The organism is Roseomonas sp. KE2513 (assembly GCF_016107305.1).
Taxonomy (GTDB): domain Bacteria; phylum Pseudomonadota; class Alphaproteobacteria; order Acetobacterales; family Acetobacteraceae; genus Roseomonas.
The window spans coordinates 1-233 of sequence record NZ_RCVR01000218.1; the positions used below are offsets into that span (position 1 = coordinate 1).

Sequence of the window (233 nt, forward strand, 5' to 3'; positions counted from 1 at the left end):
CTGGCCGCGGAGATGCTGGGGCAGGACCCGTTCTCGGGCGCCGTCCTGGTGTTCCGGTCGCGCCGGGCGGACCGGATCAAGATCCTGGTCTGGGATGCGAGCGGGCTGGTGCTGGTGTGGAAGCAGCTCGAGGGCGGGACGTTCCGCTGGCCACCGGTGGTGGACGGGGTCATGCGGCTGACGCCGGTGGAGTTCGCGGCCCTGTTCGACGGCATCGACTGGACGCGGATGGG

At 71.2% G+C, this 233-nt stretch carries 1 protein-coding gene; it reads left to right on the forward strand.

The window, feature by feature from the left end; all coding sequences use genetic code 11:
* Positions 1–233, forward strand: a 233-nt coding sequence (gene tnpB, locus D9599_RS31010) for an IS66 family insertion sequence element accessory protein TnpB (RefSeq protein WP_198385174.1), incomplete at both ends; no start/stop codon positions are given.